Consider the following 23,351-nt stretch of genomic DNA (forward strand, 5'->3'; position numbering starts at 1 on the left):
TTGAGCCAAATAATAATTTAAGGAATAAACATGTCAAACAGACGTTACTTCGGCACAGATGGTGTCCGGGGGAAAGTTGGTCAATATCCGATTACCCCTGATTTTGTATTAAAACTTGGTTGGGCTGCTGGTCGAGTGCTAGCAAAACAAGGCACGAAGAAAGTCATTATTGGTAAAGATACTCGAATTTCAGGTTACATGCTTGAATCTGCATTGGAAGCTGGTTTAGCGGCTGCGGGTTTGCAAGCGACGTTTACTGGACCAATGCCAACACCAGCTGTTGCGTATTTAACACAAACTTTCCGAGCGGAAGCGGGGATTGTCATTTCTGCATCACACAACCCTTTTTACGATAACGGTATTAAGTTCTTCTCTTCAGAAGGAACAAAGTTATCAGATGAGATAGAGTTAGCGATCGAAGCTGAGTTAGATAAAGATATTGAGTGTGTAGAATCAGCAGATCTAGGTAAAGCGGTCCGTCTTAATGATGCCGCAGGTCGTTATATCGAATTTTGTAAAAGTACATTCCCAAGTCATTTAAGTCTTGCGGGCATGAAAATCGTAATTGACTGTGCGCATGGAGCGACATACCACATTGCGCCAAGCGTATTCAAAGAGCTTGGTGCTGATGTAATCGCTATGGGTGTTGAGCCGACTGGTACTAACATTAACCATGAAGTCGGAGCCACCGATGTTCGTGCACTGCAAAAACGTGTAGTCGAAGAGAAAGCAGCTCTTGGGCTTGCATTTGATGGTGATGGTGACCGTATCATCATGGTGGATGAATTAGGTAATAAAGTCGATGGCGACCAAATTGCTTATATCATTGCTCGTGATGCACTACGTCGCGGTGAACTAAAAGGTGGTGTTGTCGGTACGCTGATGACAAACCTTGGCATGGAGAACGGACTTAAACAGCTTGGTATTCCATTTGTACGAGCGGCGGTAGGCGACCGTTACGTCATGGAACAATTGTTGCTTAAAGGCTGGAAAATCGGTGCTGAGAACTCAGGTCACGTTATCTTGCTCGATAAAGTGACCACAGGCGATGCTATTGTTGCTGCTCTACAAGTGTTAGCTTCTGTTATCGACAGTGAAATGACATTAAATGAGTTGGCTCAAGGCATGACACTGTATCCACAGGTTCTTATCAATGTTCGCTTTAGTGGTGATTCTAATCCGTTAGATGCGGAAGCAGTAAAACAGTCTGTTTTAGATGTTGAAGCCGAACTTGGTGAAAAAGGACGCGTATTATTACGCAAGTCTGGAACCGAGCCATTATTGCGTGTAATGGTTGAAGGTGAAGATGCTGATTTAGTGCAGAGATCTGCTGATAACATTGCAGAGGCAGTCAAAGCAAGCTGTTAGGCTCAAATGACGAAAGTGCAGGTTCCTTGTCATGGTTGGATAGGGAACTTGGCATTGTTTGTCCTTTTTTTGACCGTTTAAACTTGAAGTTGACGTTTTTTAGCAATTTCTTCTTGTCAGTTAAGCATCCTTTCGCTAGTATTGCTCGGCCTTCAGTTAGGAGGTCGTTAGCTTTGTTTTAAAATTTAATGATTTAAAGCAGTGCTGGCTCAACTATTCGGAACATAGGTGGAAAAATGTTTTCAGTTCTACTTGTGATTTACCTGTTGGCAGCGGTTGGTGTAATTGGCCTCGTGTTGATTCAACAAGGTAAAGGCGCAGATATGGGAGCCTCATTCGGTGCTGGCGCTTCAAACACAGTGTTTGGTGCTGGTGGCTCAGGTAATTTTTTAACCCGAATGACAGCAATTTTTGCAACAGTATTTTTTGTTCTTAGCTTAGTGCTTGGTAATATGTCTACACATAAAACTGAGTCTCAGTGGATTGACCCTACTCAAGGTCAAGTTATCCAACAAGCTGATGACACAATGAGCGAAGTTCCAGCTAAATCTAGCGACGAAATTCCTCAATAACTTTTTTTCGAAAAAGTTCTTTGATGCCGAGATGGTGAAATTGGTAGACACGCTAGCATGAGGTGCTAGTGCCTTAGGGTGTGAGGGTTCGAGTCCCTCTCTCGGCACCATATTTACAAACTTGTAAAAACCTTAATTGAGAGTGTATAATCTCATTAAGTCGGACGCGGGATGGAGCAGTTTGGTAGCTCGTCGGGCTCATAACCCGAAGGTCGTCGGTTCAAATCCGGCTCCCGCAACCATTTTTGATTATTCTTTAATGATTGATTTGGTCGCAAGTTTGCGCAGTGTGAACCTCACTGCGAGTTAAGTGTAAAAGTCCTCTGAGACTATATACTTAACACATCAGGGTCCAGCAACATAAACCTCGATTTTCGGGGTTTTTTGTTATCTGTACTTTTCGATTTTCGAAATTGTATGGGTAGTTTGCTTGGGATTTAAATTGGGCTCTGAGCCCTTTTTTTGTTTCTGGAGTGGTTAAATGACTGGTTTAGAAAGACAACTTACTGAGATGCTAGATGCGCCAGTGGCTGCATTAGGCTATGAGTTAGTTGGATTGGAATTTATTCGTGCTGGTGAGCACTCAACACTACGTATCTACATTGACCATGAAAATGGAATTTTTGTAGAAGATTGTGCTGAAGTTAGCCGTCAAGTAAGTGCAGTGTTAGATGTTGAAGATCCTATTTCTGTGGCGTATAACCTAGAAGTATCTTCACCAGGTTTAGAAAGACCACTATTCAATGCAAATCATTACCAACAATTTATTGGTCATGAGGCAAGCATCGTATTAAAAATGGCCGTTGCTAACCGCCGCAAGTGGAAAGGTACGATCAATGCAGTTGAAGGTGAGACCATCACTGTAACTGTTGACGGGCAAGAAGAACATTTTGCATTGAGCAATATTTCTAAAGCTAACCTAATCCCTAAATTTTAGTTCTCCTAGAGAGAAGAGCTTAAGAGGCTAGATTAATGAACAAAGAAATTTTAGCGGTAGTTGAGGCTGTTTCTAATGAGAAAGCACTTCCTCGTGAGCGTATCTTTGAAGCACTAGAGATCGCATTGGCTACAGCCACTAAGAAAAAACACGCTTTAGAAATTGAAGCGCGTGTTGAAATTGACCGTAAGAGCGGTAATTTTGAAACTTTCCGTCGCTGGGAAGTGGTAGCAGAAGTTGAATTCCCTACAAAAGAGATTTCAATTGAAGCGGCACAGTATGAAGATGAAACCCTAGAGCTTGGCGGTTTTGTTGAAGACGAAATTGAGTCAGTAACGTTTGACCGTATTACTACTCAAACAGCAAAACAAGTTATCGTACAAAAAGTACGTGAAGCTGAGCGTGCTCAAATCGTTGAACAGTTTATTGATAACGAGGGTGACTTAGTTACTGGCGTTGTGAAAAAAGTTAACCGCGATACAGTTGTTCTGGATCTTGGTAACCAAGCAGAAGCGGTAATTTTACGAGATGACCAACTTCCTCGTGAAAACTTCCGTCCAGGTGACCGTGTTCGTGGTTTACTATATGCAGTTAAGCCAGATGCTCGTGGTTTCCAACTGTTCGTAACTCGTTCAAAACCTGAAATGCTAGTTGAATTATTCCGCGTAGAAGTGCCTGAAATTGGTGAAGAGCTAATTGAACTGAAAGGTGCTGCTCGTGATCCTGGTTCACGCGCGAAAATTGCAGTGAAAACTAACGATAAACGTATTGATCCAATCGGTGCGTGTGTTGGTATGCGTGGCGCTCGTGTTCAAGCTGTTTCTGGCGACTTAGGTGGCGAACGTATTGATATCGTTATGTGGGATGATAATCCTGCGCAATTCGTTATCAACGCAATGGCTCCAGCTGACGTAGCATCAATCATTGTTGATGAAGATTCGCACTCAATGGATATTGCTGTTGAAGCCGATAACCTAGCTCAAGCTATTGGCCGTAGTGGTCAAAACGTACGTCTAGCTTCACAACTTACTGGTTGGGAACTTAACGTAATGACAGTTGCTGATCTAGAGAAGAAGCACCAAGAAGAATCAGTAGCTGCTATTGAAAGCTTCATGAAGCACCTTGATATCGAACAAGATTTTGCAGAAATGCTTGTTGAAGAAGGTTTCTCAACACTTGAAGAAGTGGCTTACGTACCAGTACATGAACTATTAGAAGTTGATGGTCTGGACGAAGGTATTGTTGAAGAGCTACGTGGCCGAGCAAAAGATGCTCTAACTACATTAGCCCTTGCTCAAGAAGAGACATTCGATGGTGTTGAGCCAGCAGAAGATCTATTAGGTCTTGAAGGTCTTGAGCGCGAGATGGCATTCAAATTGGCAGCAAAAGGTGTAGTAACACTTGAAGACCTTGCTGACCAAGGTGTAGACGAACTTGAAGGTATCGAAGATCTAACAGAAGAACGCGCAGGTGAGCTAATCATGGCTGCACGTAACATTTGTTGGTTCGGCGACGAAGCATAATTCAGCAAGGAGAGAGCGGTATGACAGATTTAACAGTTAAAGCACTGAGTGAAGAAATTGGTACTCCAGTTGACCGCTTATTAGAACAACTTGCTGATGCTGGAATGAAAAAAGCAGGTAATGACCAAGTTTCTGATACAGAGAAGCAACAACTTCTCATGCATCTTAAGAAAGAACATGGTGATACTTCTGGTGAAACAGAACCGACTCGCTTAACACTCCAGCGTAAAACTCGTAGTACACTAAGTGTTGCTGCTAGTGGCGGCAAGAGCAAGGATGTTCAAGTAGAAGTACGTAAGAAGCGTACTTACGTAAAACGCAGCGCTATCGAAGACGATGCAAAACGTGAAGCTGAGGATGCGGCTAATCGTGAAGCTGAAGAGCTAGCAAAACGCGAAGCTGAAGAGCTAGCACAACGTGAAGCTGCAAACAAAGCACAACGCGACGCTGAAAATAAAGCAAAACGTGAAGCGGAAGCAAAACGTGAAGCGGAAGAAAAAGCGAAACGCGTACAAGCTGAAAAGGCTAAAAAAGACATGAACGCAAAGAATTCTGATGTAAACACGCAAGCAAAAAAAGAAGCTGATGATCTAAAACGTCGTCAGGAAGAAGAAGCGCAGCGTAAAGCTGAGCAAGAAGCAGCGAAGCTAGTTGAAGAAGCTCGCAAGCTTGCGGAAGAGAACCAAGAACGCTGGTCTGAAGAAGAGAAGAAGAAGAAAGAACTTGAGAAATCTGCGGATTATCATATTACGACTTCGACTTATGCTCGTGAAGCAGAAGATGCTGCCGACCAAAAAGAAGAGAAAGCACCTCGCCGTCGTAAGAAGAAAGCGCCAGCGGATGCGAACAAACGCGGTGGTCGTAATAACCAACGTGGCGGTCGTAACAACCGCAGAGATCAAATGGCTAAGCCTACATCAATGCAACACGGCTTTGATAAGAGCGCAGCTGTTGCTAAGCAAGATGTTGTTATTGGCGAAACTGTTGTTGTTTCTGAACTGGCAAACAAAATGTCAGTAAAAGCAACTGAAGTTATTAAGGTAATGATGAAGATGGGCGCTATGGCGACTATCAACCAAGTTATCGACCAAGAAACGGCTTCTCTTGTTGCCGAAGAAATGGGCCACAAAGTTATTCTTCGTAAAGAGAATGAACTAGAAGAAGCAGTACTGTCTGATCGTGATAACGATGCTGCTCTAGAAGGTCGTGCTCCTGTTGTTACTATCATGGGTCACGTTGACCACGGTAAAACATCTACACTGGATTACATCCGTCGTGCACACGTTGCTGACGCGGAAGCTGGCGGTATTACACAGCACATTGGTGCATACCACGTTGAAACTGACAACGGTATGATCACTTTCCTTGATACTCCTGGACACGCGGCGTTTACTGCTATGCGTGCTCGTGGTGCTCAAGCGACAGATATCGTAGTACTTGTAGTTGCTGCCGATGATGGTGTTATGCCACAAACAATCGAAGCTATCCAACACGCAAAAGCGGCTGGTGTACCTCTGATTGTTGCGGTAAACAAAATCGATAAAGAAGGCGCTAACCCTGATAACGTTAAAAATGAGCTTGCTCAATACGACGTTATTCCTGAGGAGTGGGGCGGCGAGAACATCTTTGTACATATCTCTGCTAAGCAAGGTACAAACATCGATGGTCTTCTAGAGTCTATTCTTCTTCAATCTGAAGTACTTGAATTAACTGCGGTTAAAGAAGGTATGGCATCAGGTGTTGTTGTTGAATCTCGTCTAGATAAAGGCCGTGGCCCAGTTGCTACTGTTCTTGTTCAATCTGGTACTCTAAACAAAGGCGATATCGTTCTTTGTGGTCAAGAGTACGGCCGTGTTCGTGCAATGCGCGATGAAAATGGTCAAGAGATCTCTGAAGCGGGTCCATCTATCCCAGTAGAAATTCTAGGTCTTTCTGGCGTTCCTGCATCTGGTGACGAAGCGACAGTTGTACGTGATGAGCGTAAAGCTCGTGAAGTTGCAAACTACCGTCAAGGTAAATTCCGTGATGTTAAACTTGCACGTCAACAGAAAGCGAAACTAGAAAACATGTTTGCGAACATGGAAGCTGGTGAAGTTGCTGAATGTAACGTTGTACTTAAAGCGGATGTTCAAGGTTCTGTTGAAGCAATTGCTGATTCACTACGTAAACTATCAACTGACGAAGTTAAAGTTAACATCGTAGGTTCTGGTGTTGGTGGTATTACTGAAACTGATGCAACGCTAGCAGCGGCTTCAAACGCAATCATCTTAGGCTTCAACGTACGTGCTGATGCAACGGCTCGTCGTACTGTTGAAAATGAAAACCTAGACTTGCGTTACTACTCAATCATTTACCAACTGATTGACGAAGTGAAACAAGCAATGGGCGGCATGCTTGCACCTGAGTTCAAACAAGAAATCATCGGTCTTGCACAAGTACGTGACGTATTTAAATCGCCTAAACTTGGTGCGATTGCTGGTTGTATGGTTACTGAAGGTACAATTAAGCGTAGCAACCCAATTCGTGTACTACGTGAAAATGTTGTTATCTACGAAGGTGAGCTAGAGTCACTACGTCGCTTTAAAGACGATGTTCAAGAAGTTAAGAATGGCTACGAATGTGGTATCGGCGTTAAGAACTACAATGATGTTCGCGTTGGTGACCAAATCGAAGTATTCGAAATCGTTGAAATTCAACGTACTCTCGACTAATTGACAAAGTTATTAACTTGCCAAAAAGGTAAGTGATACGGTTGTTGAATACACCATGGGGGGCTGATAGCCCCCCATTCTTTCTATAGTGAGAAAAGAAATGTCAAAAGAATTTAGCCGCACACAACGTGTGTCGCAACAACTACAAAAAGAGCTCGCTCTTATCCTTCAACGTGAAGTGCGTGATTCACGCATTGGTATGGTTACCATTTCAGATGTTGAAGTATCACGTGATCTTGCTTACGCAAAAGTATTCGTTACTTTCTTATGTGTGGGTGAGCAAACACCAGAATCAAGCTTAGCAGCACTTAAAGAGCATGAAGTTCCTGTTCGAATGATGCTAGGTAAGCGTATTCGCCATCGTTTAACACCTGAAGTTCGCTTTACTTACGACAACACGCTTGTTGAAGGTATGCGTATGTCTAACTTAGTAAGCGAAGTTCTAAGTGAAGATAAGCGCAAGCAAGTTGAATCAGGTCGTGAAGACGAAGCTGAACAGAAAGATGAATCTGAGCAGAAAGGTGAAGAGTAATGGCTCGTCGTCGTAAAGGTCGTCCAATTAATGGTGTGATCCTTTTGGATAAACCAACTGGAATTTCATCTAATGATGCGCTGCAGAAAGTAAAGCGTATTTATTTTGCTGAGAAAGCGGGCCATACCGGCGCACTTGATCCTCTTGCGACGGGCATGTTGCCTATCTGTCTTGGTGAGGCGACGAAGTTTTCTCAGTTTCTTTTAGATTCTGATAAACGCTACGTGGTGATCGCTAAGCTTGGTGAGCGTACCAATACCTCTGATTCTGATGGTGAAGTGGTAGAAACTCGTGATGTAAACGTGACTCAAGAGCAACTTGAGAGCTGTATCGAGACCTTCAAAGGTGAAACTGATCAGATACCATCAATGTTCTCTGCATTGAAATATCAAGGTAAGCCTTTATATGAATATGCGCGTGCAGGTATCGAGGTTCCGCGTGAATCTCGTAAGATCACAGTCTACTCAATTGAGTTGCTTCGTTTTGAAGGTGATGAAGTTGAGATGGAAGTGCATTGCTCGAAAGGGACATATATCCGTACGATTACGGATGACCTTGGGGAGATGCTAGGTTGTGGTGCCCACGTTAAGTATTTGCGTCGTACTGGTGTTGCAAAATATCCTTACGAGAAAATGGTGACTCTTGAGCAGTTAAATGAACTGTTAGAGCAAGCGAAAGAGCAAGACATCGCACCGAAAGAGCTACTTGATCCACTGCTAATGCCAATGGATACTGCGGTTGAAGACTTACCAGAAGTGAACATGAATGCAGAGCTGACAGATCTCGTTCAGCACGGTATGCAAGTTCAAGTCTCAGGCGCACCTTCGGAAGGTGTTGTACGAATGACGAGCGGTGAAGAGAAACTCTTTATTGGGGTTGCTGAAATTGATGATGATGGCCGTGTCGCACCTAAGCGCTTGGTTGTTTTCAGAGAAGAAGAGCCGCAAGCATAGACTGCGCTTAAATTGATATTTTAAAACCGAGGTCATTTGGCTTCGGTTTTTTTATATGCTGCTTTTGCTTAGATTGATTTGAGGGGGAAGAGAATCGTAAATTGCACGTTATTTGCTTCCAAATATCTTGTGTTTAAACTTTAGCCCCCGTATAATCCGCCCCTCGCGTAGCAGCTGAATCAGAGATTGGCTGTTACAAATTATAAACTTACTCTTATCAGGAGAGAATTATGTCTCTGAATGCAGAAACTAAAGCAGCAATCGTTGCAGAATACGCACAATGTGAAAACGATACTGGTTCACCAGAAGTACAAGTAGCACTACTTACTGCTTCTATCAACCACCTTCAAGGTCACTTCAAAACGCACATCCACGACCACCACAGCCGTCGCGGTCTGCTACGTATGGTTTCTAGCCGTCGTAAACTTCTTGACTACTTGAAAGGCAAAAACCTTACTCGTTACCAAGATCTTATCAAGCGTCTAGGTCTACGTCGCTAATAGCGATGTCTACAAAGACAGTTTGAAGAAAGGGGAGCGTTTATCGCTCCTTTTTTTGTGCCTGAAACCCCAGTATTTTTTACCGCTTGAAATACCTCTCTAATTAAAAATAGTTTATACTATGCCTCGTTGAAATAACGTTATGTTGTTTCACATATTAATCTAACTCATCGCTTTACAGTCACCGAAGTCGACCAATTGGTCGCGACTATTACAAATTATCTTTTTCGAAGTCAATTTGTACTAGTCGCGATTAGTATTGCTTTGAGTATTCATTTAATCATTCTAAATCTCATATGAGTTTAGAGTAAGGAAATCAAATGTTCGCGAATCCAGTCGTAAAATCATTTCAGTACGGTAACCACACCGTAACTCTAGAAACAGGCGTAATGGCACGCCAAGCTACCGCTGCTGTAATGGCAACAATGGACGATACTTCAGTATTCGTTTCTGTAGTAGCAAAAAAAGAAGCAGTAGCAGGTCAAGATTTCTTCCCGCTAACAGTTAACTACCAAGAGCGTACTTACGCTGCTGGTAAAATTCCTGGTGGTTTCTTCAAGCGTGAAGGTCGTCCTTCTGAAGCTGAAACACTAACCGCTCGTCTTATTGACCGTCCAATTCGTCCACTTTTCCCAAGTGCGTTTAAAAACGAAGTTCAAGTTATCGCTACGGTTGTTTCTATCAACCCTGACGTAAACCCAGACATGATCACTATGATCGCAACGTCTGCTGCACTTTCTATCGCTGGTGTTCCATTCAATGGTCCTATCGGTGCTGCACGTGTTGGTCACATCGACGGTCAACTAGTACTTAACCCTTCAAACACAGAGCTTGAAAACTCTAAACTGGACCTAGTTGTGTCTGGTACTGAAGGCGCTGTTCTAATGGTTGAATCTGAAGCGGATAACCTATCTGAAGAAGAAATGCTTTCTGCTGTTGTTTACGGTCACGACCAACAACAAGTTGTTATTAAAGCAATCAACGAGTTCGCTGCTGAAGTAGCGACGCCATCTTGGGATTGGACTGCTCCAGAAGTAAACGCAGAGCTTAAAGCTAAAGTTGCTGAACTTGCAGAAACTCGTCTTTCTGAAGCGTACCAAATCACTGAAAAAATGGCACGTTACGAGCAAGTTGGCGCAATCAAAACTGAAGCAGTTGAAGCGCTTCTAGCTCAAGATGAAGAACTAAATGAACGTGAAATTCGCGGCATGCTTGGTTCTCTAGAGAAAAACGTAGTACGTAGCCGCATCATTGCTGGTAACCCACGTATTGATGGTCGTGAAAAAGACATGGTTCGTGCGTTAGACGTACGTACTGGTGTTCTTCCACGTACTCACGGTTCTTCTCTATTTACTCGTGGTGAAACTCAAGCGCTTGTTACGGCAACACTTGGTACACAACGTGATGCTCAAATCATCGATAGCCTAATGGGTGAGAAGAAAGATCACTTCCTTCTACACTACAACTTCCCTCCATACTGTGTAGGCGAAACTGGTTTTGTTGGTTCTCCTAAGCGTCGTGAAATTGGTCACGGTAAGCTAGCGAAACGTGGTATCCAAGCAGTTATGCCTTCAATTGAAGAATTCCCATACACAGTACGTGTTGTATCGGAAATCACTGAATCTAACGGTTCATCTTCAATGGCTTCTGTATGTGGTACTTCTCTAGCACTTATGGATGCTGGTGTTCCAATCAAAGCATCTGTTGCTGGTATCGCGATGGGTCTTGTTAAAGAAGGCGATGATTTCGTTGTTCTTTCTGACATCCTTGGCGACGAAGATCACCTAGGTGACATGGACTTTAAAGTTGCGGGTACTAACGACGGTATTACTGCTCTTCAAATGGATATCAAAATTGAAGGTATCACTAAAGAGATCATGCAGATCGCTCTAAACCAAGCACAAGGTGCGCGTAAGCACATCCTTACTGTAATGGACGAAGCAATCTCTGGCGCTCGTGAAGATATCTCTGAGTTTGCTCCACGTATCCACACAATGAAAATCAACACTGATAAGATCCGTGATGTTATCGGTAAAGGCGGTGCGGTTATTCGCGCTCTTTGTGAAGAAACTGGCACAACTATCGAAATCGAAGATGACGGTACAGTTAAAATTGCTGCAACTTCTGGCGAACAAGCTGAAGACGCAATCAACCGCATTAAGTCTCTGACTGCTGAAGTTGAAGTGGGTACTATCTACACGGGTAAAGTTGCTCGTCTAGCTGATTTCGGTGCATTCGTAACGATTCTTCCTGGTAAAGATGGTCTAGTACACATCTCTCAAATCGCTGACAAGCGTATCGAGAAAGTGTCTGACTACCTAACTGAAGGTCAAGAAGTTCAAGTTAAAGTTCTTGAAATCGACCGTCAAGGCCGTGTACGTCTAAGCATGAAAGAAGCAGTAGAACAGCCTGCAGCTGAAGAAAACGCTGCACCTGAAGCTTAATTGCTTAAGGTGATGAGCTTAGGGTTTATTAGCCTATAAGTCTCAAAGCATGTTATAAAGGGGAGCGATATCGCTCCCCTTTTTCATGCGGGTTTAACAGGAGTATCTATTTGTGAAATGGTTTCAAACCGCTAGTCTATGCATAATGCTGGTATTGACTGGATGTTCATCAACAACAAAGCAGTCAAGTCAGTGGATCTATCCACCGATGGCAGTGCCTCTTCAATCGACAATTAAGCAAGAAGTACAAATTGCTCGTTTGACTCAATTGTTGCAGCGTTCTGATCTTAAAGATGAAGTTCGCGCCAAGATGTTTTATGAACGGGGGAATTACTACGATAGCGTTGGGTTGCGAGATCTTGCTCGTTTAGACTTTAATCAATCTCTAGCATTAGAGCCTGCTCAGCCTGACATCTTCAACCTATTGGGAGTGTACTTTACTCAAGTTGGTGAGTTTGATGCCGCATATGAAGCTTTTGATTCAACGTTAGAGCTTGATCCCTCTAACTCTTATGCTGAAAGAAACCGAGCGATTGCACTCTATTATGGTGATCGTATTGATTTAGCATTTGAAGATATGACCAAGCATTATCAGGATGATCCCAGCGATCCATTTCGTGCCTTGTGGTTGTATATAATTCAATACGAACTTGACCCTATTGAAGCGCAACAAGCGCTATTAGCACGCTATGAATCGAAAGATGAAAGCTGGGGCTGGGTGTTAGTGGCATTGACTCTGGATAAAATTACGGAAGAGCAAGCATTCAAAGCCGTGCTAACAAGTAGCCGTGACAACACACTGCTAGCGCAACGACTCACCGAAGTCTATTTTTATTTGGGTAAGCGTTATCAGCTAGTCGGTGACTATGCTAATGCCGTCTCTCTCTATAAGTTAGCCCTGTCATTTAATGTGTTTGAGTATGTGGAGCATCGTTACTCATTTTTAGAGCTTGGACGGATTTTTGAAGAGGTGAAAGCTCAGCGTTTAGCCGAAACCAACGCTAAAAAAATGAGTGAAAGTTCAGAGAAAAGCGAAGTAGTAACGCAATAGCCGCATAATAATTGAAAGAAAACCGTCCACGAGGCGGTTTTTTTTGCTTTTAAAACACTCAAATAGTAAACTAGTTAGCCTTGCTAACTAAAATGAGCGATACATGAGTTTAAATCACCACCTAGAAGAGCTAGAGCGATTTTCAGCGAAAATTTGGAGAGTGCACAGTAAGGAAGATCCGATTGCTCAGCTCAGTTTCAATGAGTATGACTACCTCAAAGTCATTCAAGCTGCCCCTGAACTGATTCGCTTGACCGATTTAGCAGCCGAGATGCAAGTCACGAAACCATCGGCAACGAATATGGTGAAACGATTAGAGCGTAAAGGGCTAGTGGAGCGGAAACCATGCCCCGAAGATGCCCGTTCTAAACGGGTTGGCCTAACGCCTTTAGCTACTGACAACCTTTCGTTGGAAAGTAAAGTCTATGAATTAATGTCGGATCGTTTGATGAAGGGTCTGACGGAAATTGAAGCTCAGCAGTTAAATGAGCTTCTGAAAAAAGCGTTGAAATAAGATTGAATTTACCCATTTAGTTAGCCTTGATAACTAAATTTATGGATGACTAAGTTTACAGATAACTAAATGCACAAATAGCTAATGAAAAAGAGATTATGACAAATTCTATTTATCGCCAGTTTTGGCGCTATACCATTCCTACCGTTGCTGCGATGCTCGTCAATGGGTTGTACCAAGTTGTTGATGGTATTTTTATTGGTCGCTACATGGGCGCTGAAGGGCTTGCTGGTATTAATGTCGCTTGGCCTGTTATTGGGTGCATTCTTGGTCTCGGAATGATGATTGGGGTCGGGACTGGTGCGTTATCATCGATCAAACAAGGTGAGCAAAACAGCGAAAGCGCAAAACAAGTACTGGCGACTGGCTTGATTTTATTGGCAGGTTTAGCACCAGTGGTATCCATCTTACTGTGGTACTTTTCAGATGCTTTCCTATTAGTGCAAGGAGCGGAAGGGCGCGTATTAGAGCTTGGTTTGCAGTATTTACATGTTTTGATTTTTGCGAGTGTCTTCTCGTTAGGTTCTATTGCACTGCCATTTTTATTGCGTAATGACGATAGCCCTAACCTTGCTACGGTATTGATGATCATTGGTGCTGTCATCAATATCGCTCTTGATTACGTTTTTATTGTGTGGCTCAAATGGGAGTTAACTGGAGCGGCGTTGGCGACAGGCATTGCTCAAATGATCGTAACAGTATTAGGAGTAGGATACTTTTTCTCTTCTCGAGCAAAACTGCGGCTCACTAGGCGCTGTTTAGTATTACGTTTGAACTATGTACCTCAACTGTTTGCTATCGGTGTTTCAAGCTTTTTTATGTACGCATACGGGTCTATGATGGTGGCGTTACATAATGCACTATTTACTCAGTACGGTAATACGTTGATCATTGGATCATATGCGATTTTGGGATATATCGTAACGGTTTACTACTTAACAGTAGAGGGGATTGCTAATGGGATGCAACCGCTGGTTAGCTATAATCACGGTGCTAAAAATAACCATAATATTAAGCAGTTACTTAACGTTGCGATGATAACGTCTATTGTGGGCGGAGTGCTGTTTATTATTCTATTAAATATCTTCCCTTATGAAGCGATATCGGTTTTTAACTCACAAGATTCGGAGTTGATTGATAATGCCGTGCTAGGGATCCGTTTACATTTATTCGCTCTATTCTTAGATGGTTTTCTTGTGGTTGCAGGTGCTTATTACCAAGCGATAAACCGTGGTGGGAAAGCAATGTTTGTGACTGTAGGTAACATGCTAATTCAACTGCCATTTTTGTATTTATTGCCAAAAATGATTGGACTGACGGGGGTGTGGATTGCTTACCCTCTATCCAATATAGCATTGAGTATTGTGGTTATTATCATGATGGTTAAAGATATTAAAAGGCTATCTAGTCAACAAGATATAGAGTCCAACCACCAAGTACTGGCGAATTGATGCAATAATGTATGCGGCTGGTTGATTGCTGGATATAAAAAGAGCGACATTCTAGTCGCTCTTTTTATCGTTTTAGTCTATCTGTTTGACTTCTAAACCCGCAAGTTGATGCCAGTAACCATTACACTGATGGCTCTGAATTATCTTGGGTTGCGTACCAGATTCATTCGCTCTGAAGCGATCGACTTCTGAGAACGTATCAAGACCGAGAGGGCTCAGGCGAACCACATCGACTAATCCTTGCATACTAGGTAAATCATTAATCAAGTTATAACAGTAACCAGATTGAGTTTGAATGCCATTCAAGTTAAATACTGATTGTCCTTCTTGGCTATCAACTTGAAGCCCTGTTGGGTATTTGATGCAGCATGTCTCGCAATCATCTTTGGCTTTGTTCTCGGCTCTAGCGGTAAAGCAGCGAGCAGAATAAGCCAGAGGTAGGTAGCCATGGCTAAAGACTTCGACTTCAAACTTATTACGAATGTTCAAAGACTCACACTGAGTCATTACATTGCTTAACCATTCACGAGATAGTTCAACAGGCATGCACCAACGAGTCATCCCCTGTTTAAGGAAAAGGTTCAGTGTTTGAGCGTTGTAAGCATTAACCGCAGGGCCAACAACGAAAGGCACTTTGTGTTCGTAGGCAAGCTGAATAGCAGAAACATCGTTGGCCTCTATCGCAAAGTCACCATTATCGATGTATTTCTTTAAAATGCTGACTTCGCTCGGCGCTTCAAGAAGTGCCATGGTAGACAGAACAACTTGCTTGCCAGATGCCGACAGCTCTTTTGCAATCTCAAACCAGTTTTTTAGCTTCATTTCACGGCGTTTTGAGCACACCGATTCTCCTAAATAGATGATATCGGCTGAACTGGATTGTGCCTGCGCGTAAAAATCTTCTACATTCTGTTTTGGCCAAAAATAAAGTAATGGACCAAGGGCGTATTTCATCGTGTTATCCATTGTTTATTCTCTACTGCCATTTACGGTGGTAAGCACCAAGAGTGGTCTGGGTGCCTTCAGAAACGTTCGCTAATGTTGCATTCCACGCTTGCTCAACTTGGTAACCTTCTGGGTCTGCAAGGTAGCGATCAATGGCAGCGCGCCAAGTTCGTGTGACTTGTTCAACATAAGCGGGACTACGTTGGCGTCCTTCAATTTTCACTGAAGCCACATTTGCGGCAAATAGCTCTGGAAGCATTGAGAGGGTGTTCAAACTGGTTGGTTCTTCAAGAGCGTGATAACGTTTTCTTTCACCGTCAATATCCGCTTCAAAACGGCCTTTGCACAATGTTGGGTAACCTGCGTTTTCACCGGCTGAATACTTATCTATTAAGATCTCATTAAGGCGAGACTCAAGACCGCCATCGGTTTCTTGCCAGCGAACATATTTAGCGGGAGAACAGGCTCCAACGGTGTTTGGAGATTCGCCTGTCATGTATGAAGAGAGGTAACAACGGCCTTCAGACATAATGCACAAACTACCGAATGCAAATACTTCTAACTCGACATCACTGGTGATATTTCGAGATAACTGTTTGACTTGATGAATCGATAGCACGCGAGGTAATACAACGCGCTTTACATTGAAATTTTGATGGTAAAAATCGACAGCAGCAACGTTGGTGGCTGATGCTTGTACGGATAAATGCAGTTCTAAATCAGGGTATTTATTTGCTGCATAATCGAGTACGGCTATATCAGCAACGATCAGTGCATCGACACCTAAGTCTGCGGCGTTATCGACGGCGTTGGTCCAACGTTCAAAACCATTTGGATGGGCAAACGTATTAAGCGCCACATGGATTTTTTTATTGTGATCGTGAACATATTGCACGGCGCGATCGAGCTTCTTGCCCGTAAAATTTAAACCAGCAAAATGACGAGCATTGGTGTCATCTTTAAAACCAATGTATACGGCATCAGCACCGCAATCGATGGCTGTTTTTAAAGCAGGAAGGTTACCTGCCGGACATAGGAGTTCCATTTGCTCACTACCAGATATCTAAATAAGAGTACCCGCATTTTATGAAGAAATATGAATGGCAAATTTGATGTGAGGCAGGTTTACGTGAATAAAGTCGTATTTACCCCATAAGGATTACTTACAGGGCTAATTTTTGTGTCGGCGATTTTGGGCAAATAGCTCTTCGACTTCTTGTTTCGGTTGAGGTCGATGAAAGTGGAAGCCTTGAATTGAGTTGCAATTAAGATTTGAGAGTAGCGTTGCTTGCTGATGAGTTTCAACACCTTCTGCTACCACGGTTAAATTGAGTGACTTACCCAAATTAATGATATTTTCAATTACCGTGATCTGCTTGGGTAGCGTATCAATATCAGTGATGAAAGCACGATCAATTTTGAGCTCATCAAGAGGGAATCTAGCCAAATAGGAGAGTGATGAATAGCCAGTACCAAAATCATCAATTGATAAGGCGAAGCCCAGTTTTTTGATCGCATTTAGCATTTGAAGAGTGTGGTCGCTATCACTCATTACGGCGCTTTCTGTTAGCTCAAATGTAATGCAACTTGGATCTAACTCTGTGGTTCTGAGTAACTTCTCCATGTAATCGATCAATTTCGGATTACCAAATTGCTCTGGAGATAGGTTAATCGCCACTCTGCCAGGTAGAATACCTTGAAGCTTCCAGCGTTTTACTGTGGTAAATACATCGCGCATCACAACTCGGCCAAGGTGCTCAATTAAACCTGCTCGTTCTGCTACAGGGATAAAGGCGGCCGGGCTGATGTAGCCTTCAACAGGGTGTTTCCAGCGAACTAGAGCTTCAGCGCCATTGATGCTGAAATCGCGTGCATTCACTTTAGGTTGGTACCAAACTTCTAATCCGTTTTGTTGCAGTGCTTTTTGCAGTTCAATCTCTAGCCAAAGCCTCATTCGAGCTTCTTTGTTCATCTGGTCATTAAACTTAATGAGTCGATTACGGCCGCGATCTTTTGCCTCATACATTGCGGTATCGGCATTTTGCAATAAGATCCGAGCATCGTTGCCATCTTGTGGAGAGGCAACGCTGCCAATAGAACAGGCTAAACGCTTGCTGAAGTGGTGCAGATCGAAGGGCTGATTAATAATGGATATAATGCGTTCAGAAAGTGATTCAGCCATACGATTATTTTCAGGTTCAGGCAGAATAATCCCAAACTCATCACCACCTAAATGCCCCAGAACCGCTTGTTTAGGCAGTAATCGTTTTAACCTTGAAGAGACCTCTTTGATGACTTTATCACCAATGTGGTGACCTAGAGAGTCATTGATGTTTTTAAAGTTATCAATATCAAGATACAGCATCACAAGTGGTGTTTTGGTGTGGATGAACTGCTCTAAACGCTTGGTAAAGCCAAAACGGTTATAAAGATTGGTCAGTGAATCGATATGAGCATCTTCATTGACGGTGCTAGACAGTGGTTTTGGTGCGTCTTCGGCATCTTGAATTAATACGATTTGTGAAGCGCTACCTAAAATGAGAGTCGAGTCTGCATTGAGTTGGAGTTTTCTCTCAAACCCGCAACGAGATCCTGTTAAGCAGACAAACGGTTTCTCTGAAAGCAGTGAGCCTAATTTCGTATTAAAGACGGTTTTTGTATTAACATCGATAAATAGGCGCCCGAGCTCTTCACCTAATAACTCGTTCGCTGAATTGAAACCGAGCAATCGTGCTGCGGCTGGGTTCGCGGACAAAATGCAGTCATCTTCAACTAACAAAAGCCCATCGGGGAGTAGCTGAGTTAACTTAGAAAATTTATTTTCGGACTCTTCGAGGGAGCGAATGAGGATCTGTTTTTCAGACGTATCAGTAGCATGAAAGATTACATGGTCGATTTTCTTGTCATTATGAACGGGAGACAATGAAAAATGCAGACTGGTCTCTAAATCCGTCTCATTGAGAGTAATTTCGGCTTCAATGACTTCTCCAGCAAACGCTCTTTCATAGTAAGGCTGTAAGTGCTGGTAAAACTGCTCTCCGAGGATCTGTGAATCACTCATACCAACCAGTTCGGTTTGGCTAAGTCCTGAAATATCGCAATAGCGATCATTGACCATGCAGTAGTTGTGCTGATCATCCAATATGGCAAAAAAGAACGGACTGTTTGACGTTAGTTTTGCGAACCAATGTTGTAACTGCTGGGATGACATCAATTTACTACCGATTCTCCACTGGGCTTATTTTTTACACAATGAGTGAAATATTCGTAATACACTAACTATAACTGTGATTCTATCGATGTGAAACATGTCAACGCGATGTTTCTTGACTCATAACAGGAATCCATTCAATCTCATCCATTATGATGAGATATTCTTCTTACAAAGTAACGGATAAATAGCGTGATTAACAAGATTCGCACCCAACTAGTTCAAAACGCAGCATCAATTTTGCGATCTCCAGTCCACTTATTGCCTCAAACTGTACAAAAAAAAGCCTTGCTAGAAGGGTTGAAAACGGTTTTTCACGAAGCGCTTGAAGACGGTGATTTTGAGTTCCTTGAAGATAAATGGTTAAAAGTATCAATTAAGGATATGAACCTTAGTTGGCATATCAGTTACCAAGATGAAAAACTTGTAGTATCAGAGACTTCAGAGCAAGAAGATGTCAGTTTTAGTGGCAACTTGAATGATCTTATTCTAATTGTAGGACGAAAAGAGGATCCCGATACGCTCTTTTTCCAACGTCGATTAAGCATTGAAGGGGATACAGAATTAGGCCTAGAAGTTAAGAATTTAATGGATAGCGTGGATCTGGAGTTGTTACCTAAACCGCTGCAATTATTTGTAAATCAATTAGCTGATTTTGTGCATAAGGGCGTACAATCACCGTCTACACAAAATGAGGTTATAAATGCTTATTCGAACTGAAGCTCCAGCAGATATATTAACGATTGATCGTTTAGTTAAATCTGCATTTGAGACTGAAGCTGAAGCCAACTTGGTGATGAAGCTTCGTGAAAATAGCCGTTTGACGTTATCTTTAGTGGCGTGTTCTGATGATGGAGAGATTATCGGCCATGTCATGTTCAGCCCGGTCCAGGTTGATGGTGAAGATCACAACTGGCAAGGGCTTGCTCCTTTGTGTGTTAAAAGTGAATATCAAAATCAAGGAATTGCTACCTCTTTGATTAAGGAAGCATTTGTATCTCTAGTTGATTTTGGTTATCCAGGGTGCGTTGTTTTGGGAGACCCAGCTTTTTATCAAAAATTTGGTTTTAAAAATGCCGATATATTCAACTTTAACTGCATTTGGGATGTGCCTGAGGGGGCGTTTCAGGCCATTGAACTCGTGGATGGTTGTTTTCAAAATCATTCAGGTTTAATTGAATATAGCCCTGAATTTTCTGAGTTGTAGGGCTCAACGCCGTCGTTCAGTTAGATTAAGAAATAAAGGAGCGATATCGTTCCTTTGTTTTTTATGCCATCAGCGTTATGCTTGTTGAGAACGCCTTATCCTGATTATCATGTTGTGCTTCTTATAAGTACTTAACGTCTCTGAATTGATAGATATTTTTAGCCATGGGCCTGATTAAATCGCTATGTATCAACTGATTACGCAATCCCAATTATTTATGCAATCACAGCAACTTATGCAACCCCAACCTATGCAATGTCAACAACTTTCTCAATATCAACAACTTACGGAATCTAAACAACAAAGCCAATTTCGACAAGCTTGCTACTTACAAGAAATGGGCATAAGCCAGTGGGTTTTGGCTGACCCTAAAATGTTTGAAGGCTATCAGCCTGTAGATTTAGAACTTCCTGACTCATGCAAGTTATTACTTATCTCACCGATGCCACCAAGTGGAGAGATCGTGACGATGTTTGAGCGCGTTTTAAAAAGTATTCATTTACGGCTTGATCAGGCGTTGTTCATTCAACCGTCACAACTATCTCAACTAGGTGAAAATCAACTTGAATGGGTATGGTTTGCTGGCTGCGAGACTTCTGACGAAGTTCAGGTTAAAAAAGTACTTAACTCACCTTTGTTATCTGAAATAGATGGCAATGTTCAACACCGACGAGATTTATGGCAGCAGATCTGTTCTTATGACTAATCAATTAATCAAACTTCGACCTGAACATCTCAATGATGTTTGGAATATCGAACAAAGTGCACATTCTCACCCTTGGGCGCAATCTAATATTAATGATCTCGACAGCCGAGGTGGAAATCATCATGGTTTGTGGGTGAATGAAGAGTTGGTGGGGTACTTTTACTCGCAAAATATTGTGGGTGAAGTGACATTACTGAATATCGCGATAGCACCTGATAAGCAGGGTAAAGGTTACGGGCGTATCTTGATGGAGGCATTCATTAAGGCGTGTGAAGAATCTAACGCTGAAAGCATCTGGCTTGAAGTTCGAGAAAGTAACCTCAAAGCGTTTCAGTTATACGAGTCGCTCGGTTTTAATGAGGTCGATAGGCGCTATAACTACTACCCAAGCGCTAATGGAAAAGAAGACGCGATTATCATGAGTTATTTATTCTTCTCTTTTTAGCGAGCTCTAGGCTCTTCATTGAGAAAACCGCTAATACTAAACATCGTCTTAGTTCGACGATAACTTAATTGAATGGGTTTGCTGCTTATTATGTCGAGTAATAAGCAGCAAGTCTTCAAGATATCGTTAACTTGTTTTAACTAAAGCGGCTTGGTTAACCGCGGTTTCAATATTATAAGGGCTGTTTTTTAGCTTGATGGCGATCTCTTTTGCTGGCAGTGGTTTATCAAATAAGTAACCTTGGAACTGTGTACAGCCCAGATCTTTAAGCGAATTGAGCTCAAGGACTTCTTCAACACCTTCAGCAATGACTTCTAGATTCAACCGTCTTGCGGTCATAATGATGGTATCAACAAGGGCTTGATCGCTTTCATCTAAATGCAGTTGAGTCACAAAAGATCGATCTATTTTTAAAACATCGACCGCTAAGTGTTTAAGATAGCGCAATGAAGAGTAACCAGTCCCAAAGTCATCTATCGATATTTGTATATCTCGCTCTTTCAATTCGGCCATTTTCTTGATGGCGCCTTCAATGTTCTCTAGCAGCAAACTCTCTGTTATCTCTAATTCGATATGTTGACCACTAATCCCTGCTTGCGCTAGAGCATCGAAGATATGATCGACAAATGATTCTTGTGAGAATTGGAGCGGACTGATGTTGATGGCTAGGCGCTTAAATGTTGGAGGAAGAACCCCTTCTTTTTTCCATGCGGCGTATTGGTAACAAGCCTGCTCAATGATCCAGTCGCCAATTTGTAAAATTTGCCCTGTCTCTTCGGCAATCGGCATGAATATCCCGGGAGGGAGTACCCCTTTTTCTGGGTGATTCCAACGAATGAGTGCTTCTACGCCAATGATCTGCTGATGTTGATTGACTTGCGGTTGGTAGTAAAGCTCCAGTTGATGCTTGTTTAGCGCCTCATGTAGCCCTTTCTCAATCTCCAAAAAGGATTCTACCTGCGCCTGCATCTCTGGCTCATAGAACATGTAATTGTTTCTACCCGCGACTTTCGCTCGGTATAGCGCAGTGTCGGCTTGCCTTAACACATCAATACTGGTGCTATCGACGGAAGGGAAAACCGATATTCCGATACTCACGGTACAATAGAGTTGATGATCGTCGATTGAGTACGGGTTGGAGATCAGAGAAAGTAACTGTTTGGCGACATTGGTTGCTTCTTTTGAAGTGAGGTCAGGGACTAAGATGGCAAATTCATCACCACCAATTCTCGCCGCAACGTAGCCGGGCTTTAGCCAAGCATCAATACGAAGTGCAATGGCTTTGATTAAATGATCCCCAATCGTATGACCTAATGAGTCATTGATGGTTTTGAAGCGGTCTAAATCAAGATAAAACAGTACGCCGCTGGTACGCGTTTTTGCGGAATCGGTAATGGTTGAGCTTAGAGTTTGAAGTAACAAGCTACGATTCGCTAATCCTGTTAATGAATCATAGTATGCGAGTTGATTGAGCTTGCCTTCTGCTTTTTCTCTGTCTTGCCATAAATCATGGAATGACGTCGCGAGGCGGCTCAGCTCATCATTTCTGTCTTTTGTTGGTAGCGGTTGAGCCTTGTTTTTATCCTGCAGAGATTGAACCCATTCAATGAGAGTTACGATAGGTTTCGACAATTTATAGTAGAAAAAAATCAGTAGGATAATGGTTAGAAGTACGTTTCGGATCAAATCGAAAAGTAAGATTCGTGAGGATTTTGCGATGAAGTCTTGTGCGATGCTCGTGCCATTAATTGAGAAACTAAGTGAGCCGACGATAACCTCAGAGTTTGGCTGATGTAATGCCGTTATGTAATGGGTTGAGGTCGGGGTTAAATAATCAGACAAGAGTTCCGAAAGGCTACCCTGGCTGACGACTTGTTTATCTTTGATTGTGAGAATATCGCCAAAATCGTCAATAATTTTTACATTAAAAATGGCAGGATCCATCATAAGGCTGGATGCCACTTGTTCTGCTAAGAGATGATTTAAGTGGTAGGCGGCTTGGCTTGCGTTAGAGTAGTTCTGGAGCAATTTGAATTGGTAGTGCTCTTCGATGCGTTGTTGCTCTTGGTGCAAATCGACTAAAATGTAATAGAAACTAAAAAACAGCCCCAAAACGACTGAGACTAAAAAGACGGTTTTTGCTTGTTTAAATGCCAGAGAATGTACTTTTTTTGCTTTCAAGGTATACCCAACTCAATCTCATCACTTATTAAGTTATAGCTCAATTTCATCTATATTTTTATAGGTTATTTGTTTTCTTGAAGATTTTGTTATCTAGGGC

At 42.5% G+C, this 23,351-nt stretch carries 20 protein-coding genes and 2 tRNA genes; 18 read left to right on the forward strand and 4 right to left on the reverse strand.

Annotated elements, in window-relative coordinates; translation table 11 throughout:
- The first annotated feature begins 30 nt into the window (after positions 1 to 30).
- From glmM to OCV39_RS02885, 14 genes are all read left to right on the forward strand, one after another.
- Positions 31 to 1,368 (forward strand): phosphoglucosamine mutase, encoded by a 1,338-nt coding sequence (gene glmM / locus OCV39_RS02820; protein ID WP_017054108.1) that lies wholly within the window; start codon positions 31 to 33, stop codon positions 1,366 to 1,368.
- A 236-nt stretch (positions 1,369 to 1,604) separates the two neighbouring features.
- Positions 1,605 to 1,940 (forward strand): preprotein translocase subunit SecG, encoded by a 336-nt coding sequence (gene secG, locus OCV39_RS02825; RefSeq protein WP_261888886.1) that lies wholly within the window; start codon positions 1,605 to 1,607, stop codon positions 1,938 to 1,940.
- A gap of 25 nt (positions 1,941 to 1,965) precedes the next feature.
- A tRNA-Leu gene (locus OCV39_RS02830) sits at positions 1,966 to 2,050 on the forward strand.
- Between the two features lie 55 nt (positions 2,051 to 2,105).
- Positions 2,106 to 2,182, forward strand: a tRNA-Met gene (locus OCV39_RS02835).
- A gap of 239 nt (positions 2,183 to 2,421) precedes the next feature.
- A complete protein-coding gene (rimP, locus tag OCV39_RS02840; RefSeq protein WP_017054106.1) occupies positions 2,422 to 2,877 on the forward strand; it encodes a ribosome maturation factor RimP in 456 nt (151 codons plus the stop codon).
- 35 nt (positions 2,878 to 2,912) lie between these two features.
- Positions 2,913 to 4,400, forward strand: a complete 1,488-nt coding sequence (gene nusA / locus OCV39_RS02845; RefSeq protein ID WP_261888887.1) for a transcription termination factor NusA — start codon at positions 2,913 to 2,915, stop codon at positions 4,398 to 4,400.
- 20 nt (positions 4,401 to 4,420) lie between these two features.
- Entirely contained in the window at positions 4,421 to 7,111 is a 2,691-nt protein-coding gene (gene infB / locus OCV39_RS02850) for a translation initiation factor IF-2 (protein ID WP_261888888.1), read from the forward strand.
- A gap of 100 nt (positions 7,112 to 7,211) precedes the next feature.
- The gene (gene rbfA / locus OCV39_RS02855) at positions 7,212 to 7,643 is read left to right on the forward strand and encodes a 30S ribosome-binding factor RbfA (protein ID WP_017054103.1); all 432 of its coding nucleotides are present in this window, start codon (positions 7,212 to 7,214) and stop codon (positions 7,641 to 7,643) included.
- The gene (gene truB, locus OCV39_RS02860) at positions 7,643 to 8,596 is read left to right on the forward strand and encodes a tRNA pseudouridine(55) synthase TruB (RefSeq protein WP_113799184.1); all 954 of its coding nucleotides are present in this window, start codon (positions 7,643 to 7,645) and stop codon (positions 8,594 to 8,596) included. Before rbfA ends, truB begins: the two co-directional genes overlap by 1 nt.
- Before the next feature lie 230 nt (positions 8,597 to 8,826).
- Positions 8,827 to 9,096 carry a 30S ribosomal protein S15 gene (gene rpsO / locus OCV39_RS02865; RefSeq protein WP_017054101.1) on the forward strand — a complete coding sequence of 90 codons (270 nt, stop codon included), beginning with the start codon at positions 8,827 to 8,829 and terminating at the stop codon, positions 9,094 to 9,096.
- A gap of 320 nt (positions 9,097 to 9,416) precedes the next feature.
- Positions 9,417 to 11,540, forward strand: coding sequence for a polyribonucleotide nucleotidyltransferase (gene pnp, locus OCV39_RS02870; protein WP_113799182.1), 2,124 nt, complete (start codon positions 9,417 to 9,419; stop codon positions 11,538 to 11,540).
- A gap of 112 nt (positions 11,541 to 11,652) precedes the next feature.
- A complete protein-coding gene (gene nlpI / locus OCV39_RS02875; RefSeq protein ID WP_171755941.1) occupies positions 11,653 to 12,591 on the forward strand; it encodes a lipoprotein NlpI in 939 nt (312 codons plus the stop codon).
- 103 nt (positions 12,592 to 12,694) lie between these two features.
- Positions 12,695 to 13,105, forward strand: a complete 411-nt coding sequence (locus OCV39_RS02880) for a MarR family winged helix-turn-helix transcriptional regulator (RefSeq protein WP_017054098.1) — start codon at positions 12,695 to 12,697, stop codon at positions 13,103 to 13,105.
- Positions 13,106 to 13,203: 98 nt separating this feature from the next.
- Entirely contained in the window at positions 13,204 to 14,556 is a 1,353-nt protein-coding gene (locus tag OCV39_RS02885; protein ID WP_261888889.1) for an MATE family efflux transporter, read from the forward strand.
- Positions 14,557 to 14,628: 72 nt separating this feature from the next.
- Here the strand turns inward: OCV39_RS02885 and OCV39_RS02890 are convergent, their stop codons facing one another.
- From OCV39_RS02890 to OCV39_RS02900, 3 genes are all read right to left on the reverse strand, one after another.
- Positions 14,629 to 15,510, reverse strand: coding sequence for a U32 family peptidase (locus OCV39_RS02890; RefSeq protein WP_029203528.1), 882 nt, complete (start codon positions 15,508 to 15,510; stop codon positions 14,629 to 14,631).
- 22 nt (positions 15,511 to 15,532) lie between these two features.
- The gene (ubiU, locus tag OCV39_RS02895; protein WP_113799176.1) at positions 15,533 to 16,546 is read right to left on the reverse strand and encodes a ubiquinone anaerobic biosynthesis protein UbiU; all 1,014 of its coding nucleotides are present in this window, start codon (positions 16,544 to 16,546) and stop codon (positions 15,533 to 15,535) included.
- A gap of 126 nt (positions 16,547 to 16,672) precedes the next feature.
- Positions 16,673 to 18,712: a sensor domain-containing protein gene (locus OCV39_RS02900; RefSeq protein WP_017054094.1), complete on the reverse strand. Its 2,040-nt coding sequence runs from the start codon at positions 18,710 to 18,712 to the stop codon at positions 16,673 to 16,675.
- Positions 18,713 to 18,904: 192 nt separating this feature from the next.
- On the opposite strand from OCV39_RS02900, the gene ubiT reads away from it, so the two are divergent.
- The 4 genes from ubiT to rimI all read left to right on the forward strand — a co-directional run bounded on the left by ubiT (position 18,905) and on the right by rimI (position 21,070).
- Positions 18,905 to 19,432, forward strand: a complete 528-nt coding sequence (ubiT, locus tag OCV39_RS02905; protein ID WP_017054093.1) for a ubiquinone anaerobic biosynthesis accessory factor UbiT — start codon at positions 18,905 to 18,907, stop codon at positions 19,430 to 19,432.
- On the forward strand, positions 19,416 to 19,919 hold the full coding sequence (locus OCV39_RS02910) for a GNAT family N-acetyltransferase (protein ID WP_113799174.1): 504 nt from the start codon (positions 19,416 to 19,418) through the stop codon (positions 19,917 to 19,919). Before ubiT ends, OCV39_RS02910 begins: the two co-directional genes overlap by 17 nt.
- A 337-nt stretch (positions 19,920 to 20,256) precedes the next feature.
- A complete protein-coding gene (locus OCV39_RS02915; RefSeq protein ID WP_261889462.1) occupies positions 20,257 to 20,625 on the forward strand; it encodes a DNA polymerase III subunit psi in 369 nt (122 codons plus the stop codon).
- The gene (gene rimI, locus OCV39_RS02920) at positions 20,618 to 21,070 is read left to right on the forward strand and encodes a ribosomal protein S18-alanine N-acetyltransferase (RefSeq protein WP_017054090.1); all 453 of its coding nucleotides are present in this window, start codon (positions 20,618 to 20,620) and stop codon (positions 21,068 to 21,070) included. Before OCV39_RS02915 ends, rimI begins: the two co-directional genes overlap by 8 nt.
- A 126-nt stretch (positions 21,071 to 21,196) precedes the next feature.
- On the opposite strand, the gene OCV39_RS02925 is transcribed toward rimI, so the two are convergent.
- Positions 21,197 to 23,251 (reverse strand): putative bifunctional diguanylate cyclase/phosphodiesterase, encoded by a 2,055-nt coding sequence (locus OCV39_RS02925; protein WP_261888890.1) that lies wholly within the window; start codon positions 23,249 to 23,251, stop codon positions 21,197 to 21,199.
- Between the last annotated feature and the right edge of the window lie 100 nt (positions 23,252 to 23,351).

The sequence above is a fragment of the Vibrio cortegadensis genome (genome assembly GCF_024347395.1).
Lineage (GTDB): Bacteria > Pseudomonadota > Gammaproteobacteria > Enterobacterales > Vibrionaceae > Vibrio > Vibrio cortegadensis.